General features: G+C 40.8%; 18 protein-coding genes. 15 read left to right on the top strand and 3 right to left on the bottom strand.

Annotated elements, in window-relative coordinates:
- The 14 genes from rpsB (at window position 1) to CH361_RS14945 (ending at window position 16125) form a co-directional block, all read left to right on the top strand.
- Complete coding sequence (gene rpsB / locus CH361_RS15010; protein WP_100791629.1) at window positions 1-882, top strand: 30S ribosomal protein S2; 882 nt, start codon at window positions 1-3, stop codon at window positions 880-882.
- On the top strand, window positions 882-1478 hold the full coding sequence (gene tsf / locus CH361_RS15005; protein WP_100791628.1) for a translation elongation factor Ts: 597 nt from the start codon (window positions 882-884) through the stop codon (window positions 1476-1478). The genes rpsB and tsf overlap by 1 nt, the downstream gene beginning before the upstream one ends.
- A complete protein-coding gene (pyrH, locus tag CH361_RS15000; protein ID WP_100791627.1) occupies window positions 1468-2214 on the top strand; it encodes a UMP kinase in 747 nt (248 codons plus the stop codon). Before tsf ends, pyrH begins: the two co-directional genes overlap by 11 nt.
- Window positions 2204-2755, top strand: a complete 552-nt coding sequence (frr, locus tag CH361_RS14995) for a ribosome recycling factor (protein ID WP_100791626.1) — start codon at window positions 2204-2206, stop codon at window positions 2753-2755. Before pyrH ends, frr begins: the two co-directional genes overlap by 11 nt.
- A gap of 45 nt (window positions 2756-2800) precedes the next feature.
- A complete protein-coding gene (locus tag CH361_RS14990; RefSeq protein WP_425268691.1) occupies window positions 2801-3475 on the top strand; it encodes an isoprenyl transferase in 675 nt (224 codons plus the stop codon).
- Window positions 3472-4383 carry a phosphatidate cytidylyltransferase gene (locus tag CH361_RS14985; RefSeq protein ID WP_100791624.1) on the top strand — a complete coding sequence of 304 codons (912 nt, stop codon included), beginning with the start codon at window positions 3472-3474 and terminating at the stop codon, window positions 4381-4383. The genes CH361_RS14990 and CH361_RS14985 overlap by 4 nt, the downstream gene beginning before the upstream one ends.
- A gap of 30 nt (window positions 4384-4413) precedes the next feature.
- Entirely contained in the window at window positions 4414-5574 is a 1161-nt protein-coding gene (dxr, locus tag CH361_RS14980; protein WP_100791623.1) for a 1-deoxy-D-xylulose-5-phosphate reductoisomerase, read from the top strand.
- Entirely contained in the window at window positions 5571-7277 is a 1707-nt protein-coding gene (locus CH361_RS14975; RefSeq protein WP_100791622.1) for a site-2 protease family protein, read from the top strand. Before dxr ends, CH361_RS14975 begins: the two co-directional genes overlap by 4 nt.
- A gap of 44 nt (window positions 7278-7321) precedes the next feature.
- Window positions 7322-9082 (top strand): proline--tRNA ligase, encoded by a 1761-nt coding sequence (locus CH361_RS14970; RefSeq protein ID WP_100791621.1) that lies wholly within the window; start codon window positions 7322-7324, stop codon window positions 9080-9082.
- Window positions 9083-9275: 193 nt separating this feature from the next.
- A complete protein-coding gene (trpB, locus tag CH361_RS14965) occupies window positions 9276-10466 on the top strand; it encodes a tryptophan synthase subunit beta (RefSeq protein ID WP_100791798.1) in 1191 nt (396 codons plus the stop codon).
- A complete protein-coding gene (trpA, locus tag CH361_RS14960) occupies window positions 10463-11263 on the top strand; it encodes a tryptophan synthase subunit alpha (protein WP_100791620.1) in 801 nt (266 codons plus the stop codon). The genes trpB and trpA overlap by 4 nt, the downstream gene beginning before the upstream one ends.
- A gap of 90 nt (window positions 11264-11353) precedes the next feature.
- Window positions 11354-13681: an adenylate/guanylate cyclase domain-containing protein gene (locus CH361_RS14955; RefSeq protein WP_100791619.1), complete on the top strand. Its 2328-nt coding sequence runs from the start codon at window positions 11354-11356 to the stop codon at window positions 13679-13681.
- Between the two features lie 7 nt (window positions 13682-13688).
- The gene (gene dxs / locus CH361_RS14950) at window positions 13689-15578 is read left to right on the top strand and encodes a 1-deoxy-D-xylulose-5-phosphate synthase (protein ID WP_100791618.1); all 1890 of its coding nucleotides are present in this window, start codon (window positions 13689-13691) and stop codon (window positions 15576-15578) included.
- A gap of 61 nt (window positions 15579-15639) precedes the next feature.
- Window positions 15640-16125, top strand: a complete 486-nt coding sequence (locus CH361_RS14945) for a tetratricopeptide repeat protein (RefSeq protein WP_100791617.1) — start codon at window positions 15640-15642, stop codon at window positions 16123-16125.
- On the opposite strand, the gene CH361_RS14940 is transcribed toward CH361_RS14945, so the two are convergent.
- Window positions 16122-16613: a hypothetical protein gene (locus tag CH361_RS14940; RefSeq protein WP_100791616.1), complete on the bottom strand. Its 492-nt coding sequence runs from the start codon at window positions 16611-16613 to the stop codon at window positions 16122-16124. The two genes, CH361_RS14945 and CH361_RS14940, sit on opposite strands and share 4 nt — an antisense overlap.
- 5 nt (window positions 16614-16618) lie before the next feature.
- Complete coding sequence (locus tag CH361_RS14935) at window positions 16619-17023, bottom strand: hypothetical protein (protein ID WP_100791615.1); 405 nt, start codon at window positions 17021-17023, stop codon at window positions 16619-16621.
- 83 nt (window positions 17024-17106) lie between these two features.
- Between CH361_RS14935 and CH361_RS14930 the strand changes: the two genes are divergently transcribed.
- Complete coding sequence (locus tag CH361_RS14930; protein ID WP_100791614.1) at window positions 17107-17793, top strand: hypothetical protein; 687 nt, start codon at window positions 17107-17109, stop codon at window positions 17791-17793.
- Here the strand turns inward: CH361_RS14930 and CH361_RS14925 are convergent, their stop codons facing one another.
- Complete coding sequence (locus tag CH361_RS14925; RefSeq protein WP_100791613.1) at window positions 17794-18696, bottom strand: NAD(P)/FAD-dependent oxidoreductase; 903 nt, start codon at window positions 18694-18696, stop codon at window positions 17794-17796. It abuts the gene before it with no gap.
- Window positions 18697-18708 lie beyond the last annotated feature (12 nt).

Here is an 18708-nt window from a genome sequence, read left to right as displayed (position 1 = left end):
ATGTCAGTAATTTCCATGAAGAGTCTGCTAGAAGCAGGCGTACACTTCGGTCACCAAACACGTCGTTGGAATCCAAAAATGAGCCCGTATGTTTATACTGCTCGTAACGGAATCCATATCATCGACCTTCAAAAGACGGTTCAAAAAACAAAAGAAGCTTATGATGCTTTGAAAAAACTTACCGGTCAAGGTAAGAAGGTTCTTTTTGTAGGAACTAAAAAACAAGCTCGTGGCGCCATTGAAAGAGCAGCACAAGCGTGCAGTATGTACTATGTATCTAACCGTTGGTTAGGTGGGCTTTTAACTAACTGGAATACAGTAAAGAAGTCAATTGCTCGTTTGAAAAAACTAGAGCAAATGGAAGAGAACAACTCTTTCGAACAAGAAGCTAGAACTAAAAAAGAAGCACTTTCACTCAAACGCGAATTAGAAAAACTCCGCCAAACACTTGGTGGGATTAAGGATATGGCAGTTGTGCCTGAAATCCTTTTCGTAATTGATCCTAAAAAAGAAGAAATTGCAGTAAAAGAAGCAAAAAAACTCGGTTTGAAAGTGTTCGCAGTGATTGATACTAACTGTGATCCAGAACCAATCGATTACCCAATTCCAGGTAACGATGATGCGATTCGTGCGATTTCTTTATTCCTCGATACAATGGCAAATGCTGTTCTCGAAGGAACTGGTGGAGAAGTCATCCAAACTAATTTTGCTGAAGATATGGACGCAGAACAACTTGCACTTGAATACCAAGGTGAGTATGATGAGTCTGGAAAATTCATCATGGACGATGAACTTCCTCCAGTGGCAAAAGACATCCCTGTGGATGCGGATGCTGCAAAAAAAGCAGAAGTAAAAGTTGAAGCTACAGAAGGAAAAGAGTAATGGCAGTTAGCTCCGAACAAATCAAAGATCTCCGCGAACGTACTGGCGCGGGGATGATGGACTGCAAAAAAGCCCTCGAAGAAAAGGGTGGCGATATTGAAAAAGCAGTTACTTATTTAAGAGAAAAAGGTTTAGCGAAAGCAGCGAAACGTGCTGGTCGTGAAACTGGTGAAGGAAAGGTCATCGCTTACATTCACGGAACAGGGAAAACAGGAGTTCTTGTGGAACTTAACTGTGAAACTGACTTCGTAGCAAATAACGAAGCGTTCGAAGCTCTTGGAAAAGAGATCGCTCTTCAAATCACTGCGATGAACCCACTTTATGTAAATGAAGAGTCCATCCCTAAATCAGAAATTGACAACGAGATGAGTGTGCAAAAAGCACTTCTTGAAAAAGAAGGGAAAAAGGCAGACCAAATCGAAAAAATCCTTCCAGGTAAAATGAAAAAATACTTTGAAGAGATTTGTCTCATTCACCAAAAATCGATTCGCGACAACTCCAAAACCATCAATGACCTTCTCCAAGAAGCCATTGCGAAATTTGGAGAGAACATTACTGTTGGTAGGTTCTCGAGGTTCCAAGTAGGTGGGAACTAGTCCGCGTTTCAAAAGAATTCTTATCAAACTCTCCGGCGAGGCTCTTGCCGGCGAGGGTGAACTTGGTATTGATACCAATAAAACATTTTCACTTGCTGGTCAAATTAAGGAAGTTCATGACTTAGGTCTCGAAGTTGCTGTGGTTGTCGGTGGTGGGAATATGATCCGTGGAGAAACTTTAGCAAAGTCCGGAATGGAACGAGCGACAGCAGACTACATGGGAATGCTTGGCACCATTATGAATGGTCTCGCCTTACAAGATGCATGTGAAAAACAAGGGATGTTTACCCGAGTTCTTTCTGCTATCGAAATGAAATCTGTTGCAGAACCTTATATTCGTAGACGTGCGGTTCGCCATTTAGAAAAAAATCGTGTTATTATATTTGCGGGTGGGACAGGAAATCCGTATTTCACAACGGATACAACTGCCTCACTTCGTGCAGTGGAAGTAGGATGTGAAGTCATCCTCAAAGCCACAAAAGTAGACGGTGTGTACACTGCGGATCCTAAAAAAGATCCAAGTGCAAAACGTTACTTAGAGGTTTCTTTTATGGAGTCTATCAAACACCGCCTAAAGGTGATGGATTCTACTGCTCTTAGTCTCTGTATGGACAATAATATGCCCATCATCGTGTTTGATATTTTTAAGGCAGGAAATTTAAGAAAATTAATCGATGGGGAACCTATTGGTACACTCATCTCCAATTCAGAGGAAGTGATTCTAGATGGTAGATGAAATTATAAAATCCATGCAGTCCAAAATGGACAAAACTGTTGATGCTTTGAAAAAAGATTTTGGTACGATTCGTACAGGGAAAGCAAGTCCGATGATGGTAGAAGATGTAAGAGTCGACTATTACGGAACACTCACTCCTCTAAATCAACTTGGTAAAATTGCTTGTCCAGAACCTAGAATGATTCTCATCACTCCTTTTGAAAAGGGTATGCTAAAGGACATCGAAAAAGCAATTTTTGCAGCAAGCCTTGGTCTTACACCTAACAACGATGGTTCTAGCATTCGTATCAATATCCCTGAGCTAACAGGAGAAAGACGAAAAGAACTCGCAAAAGTGGTCAAACAAAAATCCGAAGAAAAAAAAGTTGCGATTCGTAACATCCGTCGTGATGCCAATGATGAGTTGAAAAAACATCAGGCTGAAATGTCTCAAGATGAACTAAAAGGCCACCAGGACAAAATCCAAAAAATTACGGATTCTTACATAGCCAAATTGGGAGATTTGGAAAAGGAAAAAGAAAAAGAGATCACCACTCTTTAATTTCCTATGAAGTTGAATACAATCCCCGCGCACATTGCTGTCATCATGGACGGAAATGGAAGGTGGGCGGAAAGCCAGGGGAAAAAAAGAACCGAGGGCCATAGAGAAGGGGCGAACGCGATCGATCGCCTTTTGGATGTGGCTTTGGAATATAAAATCCCCAACATTTCTCTTTATGCGTTTTCTACAGAAAACTGGAAACGCCCCATCACCGAAATCCAAGCCATCTTTGGTTTGTTAGTTGAATTTATTGAAACTCGCCTCGATACCATCCACGAGAAAGGGATTCGGATTCATCACAGTGGAGCGAGAAATAAACTATCTAAAACTGTTCTCGCAAAAATTGACCATGCTATGTCGGTCACAAAGAAGAACAAAAAGCTCACTGCTAACTTTTGTTTGAATTATGGTGGGCACGAAGAGATCCTAAGTAACTTTTCTCGGATTATGGCAGTGCGGAAGTCCAAAAAAGAGGCCTTGGACAAACCGATCAGCCCCAAAGAATTTGAAAAATATTTGTATACATCCCCTTTGCCACCAGTAGATTTATTGATCAGAACTGCGGGAGAACAAAGGATTTCCAATTTCCTTTTATGGCAAAGTGCGTATGCTGAAATGTATTTTACAAATACACTTTGGCCGGACTTTGGAAGAACCTCTTTGGAGGAAGCCCTTCTTTTTTTTGATTCCCGAAAACGTAAATTTGGTGGTTTGTTATGAGTGAGACAACACTCCGTATCCTATCTGCAATTGTACTGACCTTTGTCTATGTGTTTATGATCTTCCATAGTTCTTGGTATTACCTCGAATTTTATTTGTTTGGTTGTGTTACGATCTACCTCGGATTAAAAGAACTTTATGCATTCTGCAAAAGAGAGGATTCCAAACCTTTTTTCGGAACAGGGCTTATCTTCTCACTTTTGATTTTTACAGTATACTACATTCAATTTTTAGGAATGCAGTTTGAAGTCACTCCACCTGCATTTGTATTGGAATTGTCTAAAGTTTTAAGAGAAGGATTCCATCCGATTTCTTTTTTACTCATCGCACTTTCGATTACCGTTTGGATTCTTCAGATTCTCAAGCGTCCGTTAGATGGTGCTTTATTTTCTGCAAGTTCTACGATCCTTGGCCCGATTTACTTAGCAATTCCTATCGGACATTTTTTACTCCTCCTCGCATTTCCTTTTGGAGCCTATTATATCTTTTTAGTATCTGTGATTACTTTTATGAGTGATGCCGGTGCTTATTTTGGCGGTCGTTGGTTTGGAAAACATCCTGCCGGTCTTAAGATCTCTCCCAAAAAAACTTGGGAGGGTTATGTGACAGGAAATATCACGGCAGTTGTGGGCGTACAAATTCTAAACTTAACTTGGGAACATTTTGGCGGTGTGAAGTTGCCGGTCGGGATTTTGGAATCGGTGGTTCTTGCTTTTGTTGTCTCGGTGATTTCTGTGATGGGAGATTTGGCAGAGTCTGCAATGAAACGTGATGCCAAAATCAAAGATTCAGGAAGTTTGATTCCGGGCCATGGTGGGGTTCTCGATTTAGCAGATGCTCTTCTTTTCACCGTTCCTGTCATTTATTATTATTTCCTATTTAAGGGAATTCTCGGTTACGCGGTCTGATTCTCTTCCTGAGAACGGTCTAAGAGTTGCATGGTTGGAGTATCCGTATTAGGAATATCTGGTTCTGTTGGCTCTTCTACCGTTAAGGTACTTCGCCAATTTAAAGAATCTTTCTCGCTACGTAGTTTTTCTGTTCATTCCAACCTAGAACTTGCGAAGTCTCTGATCGAGGAATTTTCCCCGGAAGTGGTTTCCATCACCGATTCTAAGTTAGAGGGGGCTTTGGGTTCTAAGTACAAATCCACCTCCATTCTTTATGGGGAAGATTCTCTTTCTAATTTAGTAACACTTTCTTCTGTGGAAGGTGTAGTCACTGCTGTTGTGGGTGCGCGTGGGGTAAGACCAACCATTGCTGCCATCGAAGCTGGAAAAAAAATCGCCATCGCCAATAAAGAAACTTTAGTTACTTTTGGGCCACTCATCAATCGTTTGGTAGTAAAATATGGAACTCTGATGGTTCCTGTTGATTCCGAACACAATGCACTCTTTCAACTCATTGAAAAAGAAAAAAGATCTAATATTCGGGCCATCACGCTTACTGCTTCGGGGGGGAGTTTTCGCACCCTTCCTTTAGAAGAATTGGAACATGTTTCCGTAAAACAGGCATTAAATCATCCAACTTGGTCCATGGGCCCAAAAATTACGGTGGATTCCGCTGGCCTTATCAATAAAGGTCTAGAGGTGATTGAAGCTCACTTTTTATTTGGATTTTCCTATGACGAGATTGAAGTGGTGATTCATCCGCAATCACTCACACATGGAATCATTGAAACTTTGGATGGAGCTTGTTTGCAATACACAAGCCATCCCGATATGGTTTATCCCATTGCTCATTCATTATTCTATCCGACCCCAACTCCCAAAATGTTAATCGAAAGAAAACCTGCTACTTGGAAAACATTAGAGTTCTTTCCGCCAGATTTAAACCGTTATCCAGGTCTTACATTGGCTTACCAAGCGGGAAGGGCAGGGGGAACGGCACCTTCTGTGTTCAATGCGGCAAATGAAGAAGCTGTGGCTTTATTTTTAGAAGAAAGAATTTCTTTTACCGCCATACCTAAGTTAATCGAATCTGCGTTAAATCAAATTCCAAATTCATTCCCAGAGGATTTGGAAGGATACTTAGAAAAAGACAGGGAAACCCGTGAATTCATCCAAAGAGAATTTGTTAAAGGAGGAGTGACTCCATGATTATAATGGTGTTTGGCGCCGTATTTATGTTGGCGGTTTCTATTTTTATTCACGAATTGGGGCACCTTTTATGTGGAAAGTTGGTTGGTGTAGAGGCTCGTATATTTTCGTTAGGTTATGGAAAGGGGATTTGGAAAAAGAGAATTGGTAAAACCATCTACCAAATTACAGCCATCCCTATTGGTGGTTACGTTCTTTTCCGCGGAGATGACTATAGCAAAAACAAAAAACCAAAACAAGGGGATTTGTTGGCAACTCCTCCATTACGTCGTATGATCCCAGTTCTCGGTGGTCCATTTGCCAATTTAGTACTCGGTTTTGTTTTATTATTTATTTTGGAGTTATCAGGAGATAGCCCTTCTTCCAATCGTATTTTTATTGAAGATGCGAACAAAGTGTCCAGCCCAGCTTATACGGCAGGACTTCGCACTGGGGATCAAATTGTATCCATCAATGGGAAATCTACGGAAAGTTTTGAAGATATTTTTACGAATGTAAGTTTGACTTCAGGTGACCCGGTTACTGTTTCTTATCAAAGAGAGAAAGAAATAAAAACCGTACAGGTGATTCCTAATCTATATTCGGCAGGGGGACACCCCACGATTGGTGTGATGCCTTTTGGAGAAAGAAGGGTGGTGGCCACCTTTACTTATGGGGAACAACTCAGTCATTTTATAGCGAATCTCCTGGATCGTGATGACAAGTCTTCTGTTTACTTCCAAGAAAAAATTGAAGAACGAAAGGATGAGATTCCGGAAGAGTTACTCAAACAAAGGGAAATTCAAGAACGAGAAAAATCTCTTCGTAGGCGCGCTTTGTCTTTTTTGAAAGACGGCGATATGATTTTGCAGGTAGCCGGTGTCGATGTTCATACCGTTCCTGAATTACAAACGGAACTTGGAAAACACCAAGGGAAAACAATTCCTGTTGTGGTAGAAAGAAAAACGTATCCACTCCTCACTCCTTGGGCGACGGAAACAGTTACCATTCAAATTCCTGTGTTAGGTGCGAATGTCTTTGAATTTTGGGATATTCGTCATCCCAAGTTTGCTGAACTTGGGATCCCTTATTTTCGGTTGGATAGTTATGATTCAGAAATTGAAAACCGGTTATCCAACTTAAAAATCGAAGATAAAACCTTTGAAAAAGCGGAATTGTTTTCTGAATACTTAAAACAATCTTCAGGTAGAAAGGATATCTGGATTGGAAATATGAAATATTCTGCAGACGTAAACCTGAAACCCATTGGGCTTTTGGGTTTTCGTGCTTCCATGAAATTTGAAGCAGAAAAGTTACAGAAAGAATCTACCGTATACTCATCGCTAGTTGGTGCTTCGAATAAAGTCTATGAAAATGTATCCACAACTCTAAAAGGAATAGGGATGTTGTTTTCTGGACTTCTTTCCCCGAAAGAAAACCTTTCTGGTCCTATTGGGATTGTACAAATCGCAGGGATTAGTTTGGAATATGGTTGGGTGACTTATCTTGACTTTGTTGCCAAAATTTCTCTCGCTCTGATGGTAATGAATCTACTTCCTATTCCGATGGCTGACGGTGGACATATTGTACTGTATGCTTATGAGGCAGTGACAGGTAGGCCACTCCCTAGAAAAGCAATCGAAGCCATCTTCCGATTAGGGTTTTTCTTTCTCATTGGACTTGGGCTTTATGTTTCCTTTAATGATGTGATGCGTATTTTCTAAATTTTAATAAATTAAACTGTATATAGATAAAAGAGAAAAGGTCGATGAAAGCTAGTTCCTATTTAATTCCTACTGCAAAAGAAGATCCCCAAGATGCCGTTGTTGCCTCTCATAAATTAATGACGAGGGCGGGGCTCATTCGTAAGTCTGCTGCGGGGCTTTATTCTTATTTACCTTTAGGGCTTCGTATCTTAAAAAAAATTGAAGGCATTGTTCGCTCCGAAATGGACAGGGCTGGTGCTTTAGAATTCCAACTTCCGATTTTAACTCCGAGTGAAATTTGGAAAGAATCAGGTCGTTGGGATAAAATGGGGAAAGAGATGTTTCGTTTGAAAGATCGTCATGACAATGAAAGTTGTCTTGGTCCCACTCATGAAGAATCCTTTTGTGTTCTTGTGAAACCAATGGTTCGTTCTTATAAAGATCTTCCGATTAATGTTTACCAAATCCATACTAAGTTTCGAGATGAAATTCGCCCTCGCTTCGGAGTGATTCGCTCTCGTGAATTTACAATGAAGGACGCTTATTCTTTTCATTTAGATGATGAATCTTTGGATAAAACGTATCAAACTATGCGTAAAACCTACCGAAGGATTTTTGCGGGGATGGGACTTTCCACGATCCCTGTGCAAGCGGATTCGGGGAATATGGGTGGATCTGCATCTGAAGAATTTATGGTAGTGTCTCCCATTGGAGAAGAAACCCTTACCATTTGTCCTTCTTGCCAATATTCAGGAAATATAGAAAAAACTCCTGTCATTCATGATCCAAAGGTAAACAAACAAGCGTTTGCTGGAAAAGATAAAATCCATACTCCCGCAAAGAAAACAATTTCGGAAGTAGCGGAGTTTATCAAAACAAAGGAAGAGAATTTACTAAAGGCTGTCGCTCTTTGGGCTGACGGAGCCTATGTCCTTGTTTTTTTAGAAGGAAACCGTGAGCTCAATGAAAACAAATTAAAAAATCATTTGGGTTGTAATGAACTAAGGCCAATGGGTCCCAAAGAGATGGAAAACTTAGGTTTGGTTCCTGGTTTTATTGGCCCTGGGTTTCCTAAATCAGAAAATCTAAAAATCGTGATTGATTCTCTGATTGATTGGAACTTTGAATATATTTCTGGCGCCAATGAAGTGGATTATCATGTAGCGGGTGTTAGACTAAATTCCTTTTTTAAAGAGGAAGAAATAACCAAAATCGATGTTTCCCAAGCACAAGTGGGAGACCCTTGTCCGAATTGTGGGAATGGCCTTACTGCCGAAAAGGGAATTGAAGTGGGTCATATTTTTAAATTAGGCCAAAAATATTCCAAAGCATTTGATATTACTGTTTTGAATGATAAAGGGAAAGCCACAACAACCACTATGGGTTGTTACGGAATTGGCGTGAATCGTTGTATGGCAACTGTCATCGAACAATGTAATGATGACAAAGGGATTTATTGGCCAGTTTCGATTGCACCATTTACTGTTTGTTTGGTGAGCATTGCCAAAAACCCAGAAGATATAGCAAAAATTGAATCGATCTACCTGGCTTTGGTGGCGGCTGGGATTGAAGTCCTTTGGGATGACCGCGATCTTGGCCCCGGTTTTAAATTCAAAGATTCGGAACTCATTGGATTCCCCATCCGACTCACGCTCGGAAAAGGGTTTTTGGAAAAAGGTGAGATCACAATCCTCGATCGTAAGTCCATGGCGGAAGAAACGGTGTCCTTTACAACGAATGAAGATTTGGTCGGAAGACTACAAAAACAGATCCAAAACCTTCGTGAGACCCTTGAAAAAGCAGTGGAACAAGTGGGAACATGAACTTCTAAGGATTTTTTCTTCAGAACCAGGGTAAGCGGTGGTAGGAATTAAGGCTTTGTGATAGAAGGGAGCCATTGGGTGGCGGGTCTAGTTCCCCACCCTTAAGTCAGGGCGGGGAGAGTGTACCCAAAAACCCCCACCCCCCGCAAAAGAAGCAGTTTTCATATTCGCCCATCCCCTCATCATGGGATATATGGGCAAAAACCTACCTGGATATTTTGGTGAATTCGGCGGCCGTTACTCTCCTGAGATTTTGACGGAAGCATTAGAAGAACTTGAATCCACCTATCAAAAGTTAAAGAAAAGTAAAAAGTTCAAAAAGGAACTTGAATACTATTTAAGAAACTATGTTGGAAGACCTAGTCCTCTGACTTATGCAGAACGTCTCACCAAACAATGGGGAGGTGCTCGTATCTGGCTCAAACGCGAAGATCTTAATCATACAGGTGCACATAAAATTAATAATGCCATTGGACAGGCGTTAATTGCTAAGTTCATGGGAAAAAAACGCATCATTGCAGAAACGGGAGCTGGTCAACACGGTCTTGCGACAGCAACGGTGGGTGCTATGTTTGGAATGGAAACCGTTGTCTATATGGGGGCAGTAGATGTTGAGAGGCAAAATCTCAATGCTAAAAAAATTGAGATGTTAGGTGCTAAAATCCTTCCGGTCACTGCAGGAGAAGCCACTCTTAAAGAGGCAACTAGTGAGGCGATGCGAGACTGGGCACTCAATGTTTCCACTACACATTACATTGTTGGTTCTGCCATTGGACCTCATCCTTTCCCTACGATTGTTCGTGATTTTCAAGCAGTCATTGGAACAGAGGCAAGGTCTCAGTTTAAAAAACAAAATAAAAAACTCCCCAGTGCGATTGTTGCCTGTGTCGGTGGTGGATCCAATTCTATAGGAATGTTCCATGCATTTTTGAAAGACAAACAAGTTGCTATCTATGGAGCAGAAGCTGGTGGACTTGGTCCCAAACCAGGAGAACACTCTGCAACATTAACTTATGGGAAAACAGGATTTTTACATGGTACAAAAACCCTCATTATCCAAGATGAGTCTGGTCAAATTGTTCCAGCTCATTCTGTATCCGCTGGGTTAGATTATCCTGGAGTGGGCCCAGAACATGCTCATCTTTCTAAGATTGGAAGGGTGGATTACCGGATGGTGACAGACGAACAAGCATTAGATTCCTTTTTGGAAGTCACTCGTGTGGAGGGAATCATTCCAGCACTTGAAACTGCCCATGCTTTTCATGTTGCGAGAGAAGTTGCCAAGGATCTTGGAAAGAAAAAAGATTTAATCATTTGTCTTTCCGGGCGAGGGGATAAGGACGTAACGGAAGTTTTACGGCTACTGGGTGAAAAAAACAAATGAGTAAAATAAAATCATTATTTGAAAGTGGAAAATTCAAATCTGCTTTTATTCCGTATTTTACCTTAGGGGATCCAAACTACAATGATTCGATTGAGTTTGGAAAAACCATTTTAGACAATGGAGCCGATATTTTGGAATTAGGAATTCCTTTTTCGGATCCTGTTGCCGATGGCCCTGTGATCCAAAGAGCAGTTGCTAGATCTTTAAAGAATCGTTTTTCTTTTGATGAAATTTTTCGTGTGACAAAAGCGATTCACGATCACAAACCTGAGACCCCTCTTGTTTATCTTACTTATTTCAATCCCATTTACCATTGTGGGATTTCGAAATTTTTGGACCGGGCCAAAGAGTCGGGAATCATTGGACTTGTGATTCCTGATTTGCCCTTTGATACGGATGAAAGTGAAACCTTATTTCGGGAATTAAAAGCTCGTGATATGGATCTTATCCACTTAGTGACGCCTGCTTCCGAAAAAAAGAGAATCCAAGCCCTTTCTAAAACCTCCTCTGGTTTCATTTACTATGTAACCTCTTTTGGAGTGACGGGAGAGAGAAGGGAGTTCTCGGTGGATTTACAGGAAAGGATTCGATTTTTAAAAGAAACCATCCGACTACCGATATGTGCTGGATTTGGAATTTCAACTCCGGACCAAGCCAACCAAATTTCTCAGTATGCAGATGGGATCATCATTGGTTCTGCCATCCAAAGGGTCATAGAAGAAAACGGGACGGATCGTTCGAAGGCAGTTTCGGCACTGGCAGATTATATTTCTAAGATTCGGGCTGCCATTTCCTAAATTTTTTTCCCGCACTTACCAAAAACATTTGAGTCTCTTTAAAAATTCCGGGAAAATGGTCGGAAATTCCCAAACGAATAAAGAGGCTCTATGTCCGACAAAGAATCAAAATCGCTTTCGATTTTGGACTATCTCAGTGTTACCGTCGCCACCCTAGGTTCACTCGGTGTGATCATTTCTGTCGTAATGACAGGATGGGAATATGAATTTTCCTTCCTGATTGGCGGTTTACTTGCCTTACTCGCATCTTCTTACTTTGTCTATAAAACGATTGAAAAGGTATCTAAAGATAAACAAAAGTCAGGTGCCATTTGGTTGTCCTATGTAATTGCCATTTTTATGTATGCTATGGTAAATACCTTCCAACCTCTAAAAGATTTGGAAGAGAATTCCGTTTCGACTCGTTTTCAATTCCTACGTGGATCAAATACCAAAACAGAAAGTGAAGGTGATACGGGTCGCATCGAATACATCCAGTTCCAACCTCCAGCTAAGGCTCGTAAGGATATCAATATCATTGGTATCACAACAGAATCATTAGAAAAACTACAAGGGACTTGGCCTTTACCTTGGGGTTACTATGCTGATATCATTGATACATTTAAAGAATCGAATAACATTCTAATGTTCGATATTTTCTTCGTAGATTACAAACCCGGTCAATCAGAAGAGATGGCAGCCGCTCTTCAAAAGAACCGGAATGTCCTCTTTGACTACCCTATGGAAGTCAGTGCGGAATCAAAAGAAGCGGTTCTCAATTTAGAAAAACGAATTGATATCCTTCGTAAGTTCCAATTGAAAAACGTAATTGATGAAAACGATGCGGGAATTTCCTGGGTGAAATTTCCTCAGCCTCCGATTGAACCAATTGGTGAATTGTCAGCTGGTCTTGGTTTTGCGAACGTAAAAAAAGACGAATCTGGTTTGAACCGTAAAATGCCACTTGTGGTAAAGGTTTATAACTCTGGTCGGGACAGAGAAACAGAATATTTCCCATCCATCGACTTACTCATTGTTTGTAAATACTACGGCATTGATGTACAAAGAGATGTAGAAGTGAATATGGGACACTATGTTAAATTGTCCAACATTCCAAACAAAATCATTCGCGAGTTCAACATCAAAGAACGTAAGTTCGAAGAAAGAGATGTAATGCAAAGTCCGAATGAGAAAAGAGAAGTTGTGATTCCCATTGACTGGGAAGGCCAAATGGAAATCAACTTCGTGGGTGGCCGTTACTCTTTCAAACAAAACGAAATTTTTGAAGTTACCAATGACTGGGATGCTGAATTACTCGAAGCCAACCAAATCAATAACAAAATTTTCCTAGTTGCTATGTATTATGCAACGGGTCGCGGAGCTTCTAAAGACTCCCACTTATCTCCGTTTGGTGATATGTCCGGAATCGAACACCACGCCCATGCAATCAATACCATCTTAAACCAGGACTTTTTATCCACAGTTCCCAACTGGGGGATTTTTCTAATTTATGTGGGCCTTGGTGTGATGATTGGTTTTTTACAACCAAGGGTAAAAACACATATCGGTTTTGTGATTATGTTAACTCAGTTATTACTCTATGTGGTTGCTGCGCTTTATATTTTCCAAACGTTTAATCTCATCACAGTCCTTCCTTCAGTGACCATCGAACAAATTGTGGTTTTTGTGGCCATCATCGGATTTAGGATCTTAACAGAAGAAGAAAACGTAAAATACATCCGTCAGACTTTTTCTAAATTCGTATCGAAAGACGTTGTGGATGAACTCCTCAAACACCCTGACAATTTAGCTCTGGGTGGATCGAAACGAGAAATCACAATTTTCTTCTCTGACGTTCGTGGGTTTACCACCATCTCTGAACAATTAGGACCGGAAGATTTAGTGAAGTTGCTCAACGAATACCTATCAGCAATGACGGACATCATCATTGAATACAAGGGAACCATTGATAAGTATATGGGAGATGCGATTATGGCATTCTGGGGAGCACCGGTTCCTTTAGAAGACCATGCGTACTACGCTTGTGTTGCTGCACTAGCACAGCTTGATTATTTAAAAGTCCTCCAACAAAAATGGGCAGAACGAAATGTTCCTGTGATCGATATTGGTTGTGGTCTGAATTCAGGTCCAGCGGTTGTGGGAAATATGGGTTCCTCACATAGGATGGAATACACCTGTATGGGGGACACAATCAACTTAGGCTCCCGTTTGGAAGGGTCCAATAAAATGTACACCACCAACGTCATCATCTCTGAGTATACTTACGAAAAAGTAAAGGATCGGGTGGTTGCCAGGGAATTAGATTTAGTGCGAGTAAAAGGAAAAACCCAACCTGTTCGGATTTACGAATTGCTTGGAATCACAAACCCAGAAGATATGGAGAAAATGAAGCGGCCTCTCCAAAAGGCGGCAACATGAAGTTTACATGCCATCTTACCCTTATCTTGACAAAATTGAATTTCCCGAAGACCTTAGAAAGATAACAGAAGCAGAACTCCCCAAGGTCTGCCATGACCTTCGGGAATACATCATTGACACCCTCTCCGACGTGGGAGGGCACTTCGCCAGCAATTTAGGCGTTGTGGAACTCACAGTAGCCCTTCACTATGTTTTCCAGACCCCCCAGGACAAAATCATCTGGGATGTGGGCCACCAAACCTATCCTCATAAAATCCTTACTGGTCGAAAAAAAGAACTCCCCACCGTTCGAAAATGGAAAGGACTTTCTGGGTTCCCTAAACGAGAAGAATCGGAGTACGATTTATACAACACAGGCCATGCGGGGACTTCTATTTCCCAAGCACTTGGTGAGGCTTGTGCCCGTGATCTACTAGGCAAAGACTATAAAGTTGCTGCAGTGATTGGAGACGCCTCCATTGCTACGGGAATGGCCATTGAAGCCATGAACCATGGCGGCCATATCAAACCGAATATGCTTGTCATTTTGAATGATAACTATATGTCGATTTCCAAAAATGTGGGTTCCATTTCGAATTATTTAAATCGTATCATCTCATCTCAAGTTTATAACAGAGGTAAGACGGCATTTTATAGTTTTTTAAAATGGATCCCGCTCATTGGGCCTGCCTTACAAGCCCTTGCTCATAATATGGAAACCTCGTTTAAACATTTTATGATGCGTCCTGGTGGGCTTTTTGAAGATTTAGGATTCACTTATTTTGGACCGATTGATGGTCATGATGTGAATCGAGTGGTTCATATGCTTCAGAACCTTTCTAAAATCCAAGGCCCAATCCTTTTGCATGTACTAACACAAAAAGGAAAAGGATACAAACCAGCCGAAGCCGATCCCATCAAATACCATGGTGTGACACCGTTTAACAAAGAGTCGGGAAAGATGGCTTCTTCTGATTCCAATAAAATTAGTCTTTCTAAGATTGTTGGAAAAACTCTTACTGACCTTACCGATAAAGACAAACGTATCGCTGTGATTACCCCTGCGATGATTGAAGGTTCAGGGCTTCGGGAATACGAAGAGGCATACCCAGAACATACCTTTGATGTAGGAATTGCCGAACAACATTCCGTAGCATTTGCTGGTGCCATGACAAGTGGTGGTGCCATTCCTTTTATGTGTATTTATTCCACATTCCTGACTCGGGCGATGGACCAACTTGTGGAAGATGTATCCCTTATGAATTTACCGGTTCGGTTTGTGATCGATCGGGCTGGGATTGTGGGTCCTGATGGGGAAACCCACCAAGGTCTTTCGGATCTTGGTTATTTAGCAGGACTTCCCAACATGGATATCATTGTTCCAAGTTCTGCCCAAGATATCATTGATAGTCTTTATTTTATGAAAGACTATACGGAGCATCCAATAGCAATTCGTTTTCCTAAAGATAATGGCGACTTACGCGAGTTAAAGTTTGATGCGCCACGCCATGTCACGAAGGCAAAAGGCCGATTGGTTTCGGAAGGAAAAGACTTACTTATTTTATCTATTGGGTTTATGTTACCGATTGCAAATTCGGTGGCTGAGAATTTAAAACAACAAGGGATCTCGGTTTCTGTTGTGGATCTATTTTGGTTACGCCCTTATGATACAGAACTTGTCCATGGACAAATTGGCAAGAACCAAAGATTTGTCATTTTAGATGAAAGTTATATTCATGCTGGTGCTTCCGGTTTTCTTTTGAATGAGATTCCTTCTGATTTACTTGGTAAGTTTTTAAAGACCTTTGCCTTGCCGCCAGAACCCATCCATCATGGAGAAAGGAACCAAATTTTGGATCATTACCGACTGACTGCTTCGCAAATCGCAGAAGAATTGATTTTGTCTTTGAAAAAATAAAATTAGTTTTAGGGATATTGTAAAGAGTTCCGAAAATGAAAGAAAACAGGTGAGGATCTCATTGTCTTCTAGTTCTTTCCAACTTTCCTTAGATTTAGCAAAAGACCATTTTAAAGTCGGTGACTTAGACCGAGCCGAGTTTCACCTTCGTTCCAGTTTGGAATTGGAAGAATCCGAAGAAGCTTATTTTTACTTAGGATTGGTTCAAAATGCCCTCGGCCAATGGAGTGATGCTCTCGCATCGTACTACAAAGCGGTGAGTTTGAACCATGAATATGGCAATCCATGTAATGAAATCGGAGTTCTTTTGTTACGGATGGGAAATGATAAAGAAGCTGTCTACTGGCTTAAAAAATCGGTTCGTTGTGAACGAAATGATGCTCCTCATATTTCTTATTTTAATCTCGCTACTTTATATAAGTTATGGAACCGTCCAGAAAGATCCTTACAATACCTTCACAAAGCACTTTCTCTAAAAAAAGATTTTTCCGAAGCCAATGAACTTTGGAGAGAACTAAAATCTGACGAGGAAGCTCCTTCGAATTAAGAAAAATCTGTTGGGAGAGGGACGGAAATCTCTCCCAAATATTTCGGAACTTCCATCTTAACTCCCTTCCATTCTAAATAGGTAGATTCACCTTCCTCTTCTAAATGATCTGAAAGTTCTTTGGCTGCATTCCATGTAAAACGGTATTTAATTCTTTCTTCTGCAGACCGTAGGCCCAAAAGACCACCATCACTGGTTTCATAAATTTCAAATTCACCAAAAGGATAACTTCTTCCGTCATCGGTATGAAAGACTAGTTCAGTCTCCGTTGGTTCGACATGAAGGACATGACAAGGGCATCCATCAATGCGAATGTATCCATGTTCTGAGAGTTCTCCAAACTGATTCTCAATATAAACTCCTTTTCCATTCCCATGAAGATTGTTTCGGAAATATTGTAGGATTTCTTCTTTATCAATAGGATTTTCACGGAAGATCCACTCATCACTCGGTGAAATATAGATTTCTGAGTCAAAGATTCTCGGCATAAATTTTATTTGTACCTATATGCATATCCCTTCCAACTAGGAAGGTTTGATTTTTGTAGAAAAGAATTGGTAGAGCGACCCTTTTGGTCCATAGTTTCCACAGTCACTGAATCAACTGTTGTTTGATTTTTTTCTGTCATCCAAACTCCATCAATTTTCCTTCGAAACAAATCCTTTTTGACACGAGGTTCATAATCCTCCCAAGTCAAGTCTTCTGTATTACGAATGACTATCTCTCCCACAATTTTAAAGAGTCGTTTGGGACGTTCACGGAGGATTTCCACTTCTTCCCAGGAGTTTACCTTATAACGGGAATCATTTGGCCTGTAATCAGGTTCTGGGATGAAATCCACAGTAGAGCAGTGAATTACAAGTAAGAGTAGGGGAAATAGGGAAAAATTAAACCTCATTCTATTCCTTAGACAAAAATATGCTATACATTGGTAGAATTGCCATAGGATAAGCAATACAAAGATTTAGGCACCAAGCTTTCATGGAAGAAACAGACATCGGGAAACGCAAACGGGAAAATGTACTAAAGATTGGATACTCAACCTTGGATGAAATCGAGGAAAAAGTAAAGGCCTTTCGAGTCATGAACCAAAATGCCGTCAAAAAACGGTATCTCATCACGCGAGACCCCATCCTAGACCCTCAAGGGAAGGTTCTCCTCGCCAAAGCTCAAGAAATCGATGTATCAGCTGCAAAACTCCTGCGTCGTCATTTTAAGGGTGCTGATATGTTTAAGGTATTCCAACCGGACGAGGGACTTGTCATCATCTCTGATATGTCCACCATGGAAGGGGTCTCCTTCTCCATGGACATTGTCACCCAGATTATGAACCTGGGTGGTGGTGCTTACGAAGGATTCATCGACCGGGTGGATAGTTTTGAAGACTTCATCGGACTTCTCAAAAAAAACCTATTCCCGCGAATGATCATTGTGGGATACCTTCCGAAAGAAAAAATCCAAAACGAAATCATCAATTTTGTAAAAGTAAAACGGTTGGATAATTACCTCAGGGCCCTGGAACTTACCCATTCCGTTTTTAAACCCACAGCCTATTTTCCAAAAATCAAACAGGTCAATATTTCCCAAGAAGACCCCAAATCTTGGGGTCGATTTGTTGTGGAAATTGTCAGGGAATACACAAGACCTTATTTCGTAGAAGAAGTTTGATCAGGAGAGGATCATCGACCGGTTGAGCATAGCGCCGGCGATGTTTCCTGAATGGACAGCATGGGCCACCGATCGAAACATGGAAGCCATATCTCCCACAGCATAAACACCGGGAACACTCGTTTCATAAAGATTGGAAACTTCCAAGTGACCACTAGGAAGATGGTTACACCCAAGTTCTTCTGGTAACTTAGAATGTTGGACCATCGGTAGTTTTGTGTATAAAGCTTCGATTGGAACTTCTTTTCCTGAATCCAATTGAATGGCAAAAATTTGTCCCTCCTTGTGAAGGAGAGCCTTTACTTTTTCTGTAACCATTTGGACTTTTTCATTTTCCAATTGTATTTGTTCTTCTTTAGAAAATTGGATAGGACCGTTTGTATAAATGGTTAATTCTTTTGACCAGTGTTTTAGAAATTTAGAATGTTCGAATACTCCTGTCTCATTCATCCAAAGTCCAGTTTTGTTTCCCACATATTCATAACCGTGACAATAAGGACAATGGATCACAGACTTTCCCCAAGACTCAGAAAACCCAGGAATTTCAGGTAAGATATCTTTTAGTCCTGTGGCAAAAATAATTTTTCCTGTTTGGATATCTTCGAATCCACTCCCTTTTAAAACATACAAATTGTCTTTCTTTTCAATTTTGGTTACTTCGCTGATTCTAAGTTGGAAGTTAGGATACTTTTTTAGATCGCTTAATGCTTGGGAACGAATTTCACCTGGAGTCATTCCATCATGAGTGAAGAAGTTATGAGAGGCAGGTGTGTTTTTGTTACAGGGCCTTTCGGAATCAATGACAATGATCTTTCTTAAAGATCGAACTAGGGAAAGTGCGGCGGAAAGTCCAGAAAAACTACCACCGATGATGGCTACATCGTATGTTTGAGAAGATTCCATAAATGCAATTAT

Origin of the sequence: Leptospira brenneri (assembly GCF_002812125.1) — a bacterium.
Classification (GTDB): domain Bacteria; phylum Spirochaetota; class Leptospiria; order Leptospirales; family Leptospiraceae; genus Leptospira_A; species Leptospira_A brenneri.
The sequence above is the reverse complement of the archived record's forward strand: the minus strand, read 5'-3'. Positions and strand labels throughout refer to the sequence as shown.